The sequence below is a fragment of the Sphaerisporangium sp. NPDC049002 genome (assembly GCF_040649355.1).
Taxonomy (GTDB): domain Bacteria; phylum Actinomycetota; class Actinomycetes; order Streptosporangiales; family Streptosporangiaceae; genus Sphaerisporangium.
This window is the reverse complement of sequence record NZ_JBEZFH010000351.1, coordinates 1-4411: the sequence shown is the minus strand read 5'-3', so window position 1 is coordinate 4411 and position 4411 is coordinate 1. Positions and strand designations below refer to the sequence as shown.

Below are 4411 nucleotides of genomic sequence, written 5' to 3'. Positions count from 1 at the left end.
ACGGGGGCACCTGGACCTCTCCGCAGGACGTGCTGGCCGCGCTCGCCGGTCACGGCGACTCGGCGTTGGTGGTGCGGGAGTGGCGCGCGCCGAGGCGGGATTGCGGACGACGATGACGTGACCGTCTGGCGATATGGCGGAGGACATCCGTTTCACTCCTCGGGTGGATCGGCTTCTCGGTCGGGTGCTGCTCGGTGCCCGCTTCGGGACCGGGGCGGTCAGGGGTCCCTGGCCTCGGCGAACGATGTCGGACCTGCCTCTGGCGCCTGATGCCTGAGGGCGGGGGAGGCCCCGTTCCGGTTCGCCACGTAGCCGATCCTGCGGCTGATCTCGGCCGCCATCGCGAGCGCGGCCGGCGCCAGGCGATGGCAGTCCTCGACGCTGAAGCGGTTGGCCGGCGCCGAGACGCTGAACGCCGCCACCGGCTGGCCGGAGGCGTTCATGATGGGCAGCCCGACGCAGCGGACCCCCTCCTCGTTCTCCTCGTCGTCGATCGCGAACCCCCGCTCACGTACGACGTCGAGCTCGGCCAGCAGCGCGGCGCCGGTGAGGGTGCGCGGCGTGCGGCGGTCGAGGCGTCCTGCGACGATCTCCGCGCGGCGCCGCTCGTCCAGCGGCGCGAGCACGGCCTTGCCCATCGCCGTGCAGTGCAGGGGGACACGGCTGCCGATGCGCGAGACGAGACGCACCGACTTGGCGCTCTCGACCTTGTCGATGTACACGATCCGGTTCCCCGCGAGGATGCCGAGGTGGACCGTCTCGCCACTGAGCTCGACCAGCGCGACCAGGTACGGGCGCGCCGCCGCACGCAGGCCGTCCTCCTCCAGGTACTGCCCGGCGAGCGTCACCAGGGTGACGCCGAGGTGGTACGAGCCCGCCGCGTCCCGGTCGAGCACGCCGAGTTCGAGCAGCGAGGTGACGTACCGGTGCGCGGTGCTGACGGCGACGCCCGCGTGGCGGGCGAGCTCGCCCAGCGTGATGCTGGCTCTGCCCGTTTCGGACACGGCCTGGATGAGTTCAAACGCCTTGTCGACACTGGACGACTTCCGGCCACTTTGCATTCGAGTTACTCGAATCTATTTTCATAGCGCTGCAATTTTTTGCGATGGTTACATCGGATGTGCTGGGTGTCAAGTCCCCCGCTTTGTCCACCATGAGGAGACGTTTCATGGGTATATGACGGATATATTGCGCTATGTCCGATAGTGTCGGCCCGGAATGGTTGGATGAGACACCCGAGGTATGGGACCGCACGCGCCCTCGCCTGCGACATCACAGGTTCGTCGGCTCGTTATGAGCGTCGTTAGTTGCTCGATGCCATTCGGTTCTTGCGAGCATCGTCGCCGGCGACGGAGAGCAGCATCGCCTGCGCGCGGTGGTCGGAGAGGCCCTGGGGGTCGAGGAGGCGGTAGCCGTGGACCCGCGCCGAGGAGGTGAAGGTCCAGTCGAGCCGCCACAGCGCGGGGCCGGAGGCGGGCCACGAGGCCGGGTAGAGATGGCGGGCGTCATCGGTGCCGGAAAGCCGGCCGGACAGCCACCGGAGATCTCCCATGGCGCCCGTGGTGTTGAAATCGCCGGACACCACGATCGCGTTCCCGTTGGCGTCCACGTCGGCCGCGAGACCGTGGAACTGCGCCTTGCGAGCGGCGTTCCTGCCGCGCAACTCCGAGTAGAACCTCGATGTCAGGGGATTCTCGTCCAGCATGTACTGCGTGGGAATGTGCACGTTGTAGAACGAGATCACGGACGTGCCGACCCGCAGGTCGGTGCGTAGCACTTTGGCCTGCTGGAACGCCGAGTCCCACGTCGGCCGGGGCCCGAGCGTCCTGGCGGGTCCCACGGGCGGGGCCGCCACGATGGGAAAGCGCGACAGCGTTACCAGTTCGCCTACGGCCGCGATCTGGTAACCGGGAAACTCCCGCCGTAGCCGGGCCAGATCGTCGACCTCCTGGGGAGTGTCATCAGTCCAGTGCAAATACTCCTGGAGAAGGTAGACGTCGGCCCGCTGGGCCTTCAGGAAACCGTAGAAGCGCTCCGGCCGGTCGTCCTGGTCCCAGTACTCGGTGTTCCACGACATCACGCGCACCGCTCCCGCCGGGGCGGCGGGCTCGCCCGAGCCCCGCAGCGCGCCGAGGGCGAGCCCGCTCTGGCCGGCGCCGACGGCGAGGGAGACGGCGGCCAGAGCGGAGCACCACCGCCGGGACCGGCCCGCCAGCGGCGCCAGGGCCAGTAGCAGGAGCGGACCGGCGACATAGACCAGCGGGGGCGCCAGATCGGGCAGCAGCCACAGCCAGAACCGGCCGGACAGCAGGCGCTGCAGCACGACGAACAGCAGCCACGCCACCGTGAGCCCGGCGACCAGCCGCGTCCGCCACCGGGGGGCGCCTTCCACGCCGGGCTCCACCGTGCTCAGCCCCGGGTCCCGAGGGCGGCCGGCGCCGGCGTTTCGTACAGCCTGCGGAACCTGCCCGACGCCAGCCACTGCAGGGCGCCGGCCGCCACGCCGCCGATGATGACGAGGTTCACCAGGAAGTGCACGCCGACGAAGAACAGGCCGAACACCGGACACCGCCTGGAGAACACGAACCTGTACATCCCCGCGTCGCACGCCAGCGAGGCGGCCACCAGCAGCGCGGGCACGGCCGCCGCCACGGGGCCGAGCACCAGGGGCAGCGGCAGGGTGACGACGGCCAGCAGCGCCGCCACCGAGGCCCAGGCCCGTGAGGCCGTCTCGTACCCCCGCGCGAACCTGCGCCTGCTCGCGTACAGGGGAACGCGGGAGCGGCCCCGGTGGAAGAGCTTGCGCAGCAGGGCCGGGAGCTCGCGGTCGTGGCCCATGCGGCCGTGGATGGCCGAGGTGATGAGCACGGTGTGACGCCGGCTGAGCCGGTGGCCGTAGTCGACCTCCTCGGTGTGCTTCAGCAGCGGGTTGAACGGCCCGGTCTCGGCGAACACCTCGGCCCGGATGGCGAACATCGCCGACCACAGGAAGGACACCTCGCCCTCCGAGCCGATCGACCAGTAGTGGTGCTGGAGCGAGCGGTAGTCCTCGACCTGGGTGGACCGGATCAGCGGCTCGGGGTCCTCGATGCCGCAGGCCGCCCCGAGGCCGGGATCGGCCAGCAGCAGCGCCACCCCGGTGGCGACCGCGTCGGGGGCCAGCGCCACGTCGGAGTCCACGAAGAACAGTATTTCGCCGCTCGCCCACCCTGCGCCGGTGTTCCTGGCGACGGCGGGACCGCTGTTGACCGGGGTTCGTACGACGTCGACACCCAAGGACTCCGCGATCGTCACCGATTCGTCGGTGCTGTGGTCGTCCACCATCACGATTTCCACACACGGGTACGTCTGTTCCTGAACGGCCTTCAGGCACAGGGGCAGGAATCGCGCGTGGTTGTAGTTCGGCACGATGACGGTGACCAGCGGAGGGCGCGTTTCCATGGTTTACCTCACCTTCGGATCGGCGTTCGGGGGCGTTGACGGGGCGGCGTTCTCGTTCGCGGCCGGGGACACGACCAGGTCCTGAAGGTGGTGGCTCGACAGGCCTTCGGGGGAGCGCAGGGCGTACCGGTGGACGGCGACGTCGCGCGAGGTGAAGGTCCAGTCCATCCGCCACAACCGCAGGCCGGAGAACGTGAGCGTCGCCGGATAGAGCGGTCCGCCGGCGCGCGCCGCGTCCCGCAGGTGGCCGAGGCGGCGCGTGTATCCCATGCCGGGCAGCAGGTTGAAGTTCCCCGAGGCCAGCACGGGGTTGGCGTTGCCGGCGACGTCGGTGACGAGCTCCTGGAGCTGGGTCGCCCGCGCGGAGTCAAGCAGTTCGATCGAACGGTAGAAATCGCGGGTCAGCGGGCTGGAGCTCAGATAGAGCATGTCGTAGAAATGCACGTTGTAGACCGAGAGAATGTGCTCGCCGACGCGCAGATCGGTGCGCAGTGCGGCGCGTTTCCAGTTTCTCGCCAGCGGGTTCGGATTCGTCCCCAGCGGGGTTTCCCTCACGATGGGAAACCGCGAGATCGTGAGGAGGCCGTCGGCGGTCGCGAAATGACGGCCGGGGAACTCGCGGCGCAGCCGTTCCCCGTCGTCGATCGTCACCGGCGCCCCGGGTCCGCACCCCGAGTGCTCCTGGAGCAGGTAGACGTCGGCCCTCCACTTCCTCAGGTAGCGGAGGAAGCGGACGGGGTCGTCGGTGGTGTCCCAGCAGAAGGTGTCCCAGGAGACCACGCGCAGCGCGCCCGGGGGCGCGGGCCCGTCCGCGCCCCCGCCCCACGGCTCCCGAAGCCCGGCCTGGTCCAGGCCGAGGACGAGAGCGGCCGAGGTGAGCAGCACCGTCCACCATCGGGCCGGCCTGGCCACCTGGACGCGGCACAGCGCGAGCACCGCGACGGCGGCCAGCAGCGCCGCCGGCAGCAGC

At 70.0% G+C, this 4411-nt stretch carries 4 protein-coding genes; all 4 read right to left on the bottom strand.

The window, feature by feature from the left end; genetic code table 11:
- Positions 1 to 218: 218 nt before the first annotated feature.
- On the bottom strand, positions 219 to 1061 hold the full coding sequence (locus AB0B89_RS35130; RefSeq protein ID WP_358561709.1) for an IclR family transcriptional regulator: 843 nt from the start codon (positions 1059 to 1061) through the stop codon (positions 219 to 221).
- 242 nt (positions 1062 to 1303) lie between these two features.
- Positions 1304 to 2392: an endonuclease/exonuclease/phosphatase family protein gene (locus AB0B89_RS35125; RefSeq protein WP_358561706.1), complete on the bottom strand. Its 1089-nt coding sequence runs from the start codon at positions 2390 to 2392 to the stop codon at positions 1304 to 1306.
- 17 nt (positions 2393 to 2409) lie between these two features.
- Positions 2410 to 3441, bottom strand: a complete 1032-nt coding sequence (locus tag AB0B89_RS35120) for a glycosyltransferase family 2 protein (RefSeq protein WP_358561703.1) — start codon at positions 3439 to 3441, stop codon at positions 2410 to 2412.
- 3 nt (positions 3442 to 3444) lie between these two features.
- Positions 3445 to 4411: endonuclease/exonuclease/phosphatase family protein (locus AB0B89_RS35115; protein ID WP_358561701.1), on the bottom strand; the 967-nt coding region annotated here is incomplete at its 5' end.

What these genes read in the sequence shown, in the direction of transcription:
- AB0B89_RS35130 (WP_358561709.1), bottom strand. Translation starts at nt 1,061, where the DNA reads ATGCAAAGTGGCCGGAAGTCGTCCAGTGTCGACAAGGCGTTTGAACTC.
- AB0B89_RS35120 (WP_358561703.1), bottom strand. Translation starts at nt 3,441, where the DNA reads ATGGAAACGCGCCCTCCGCTGGTCACCGTCATCGTGCCGAACTACAAC.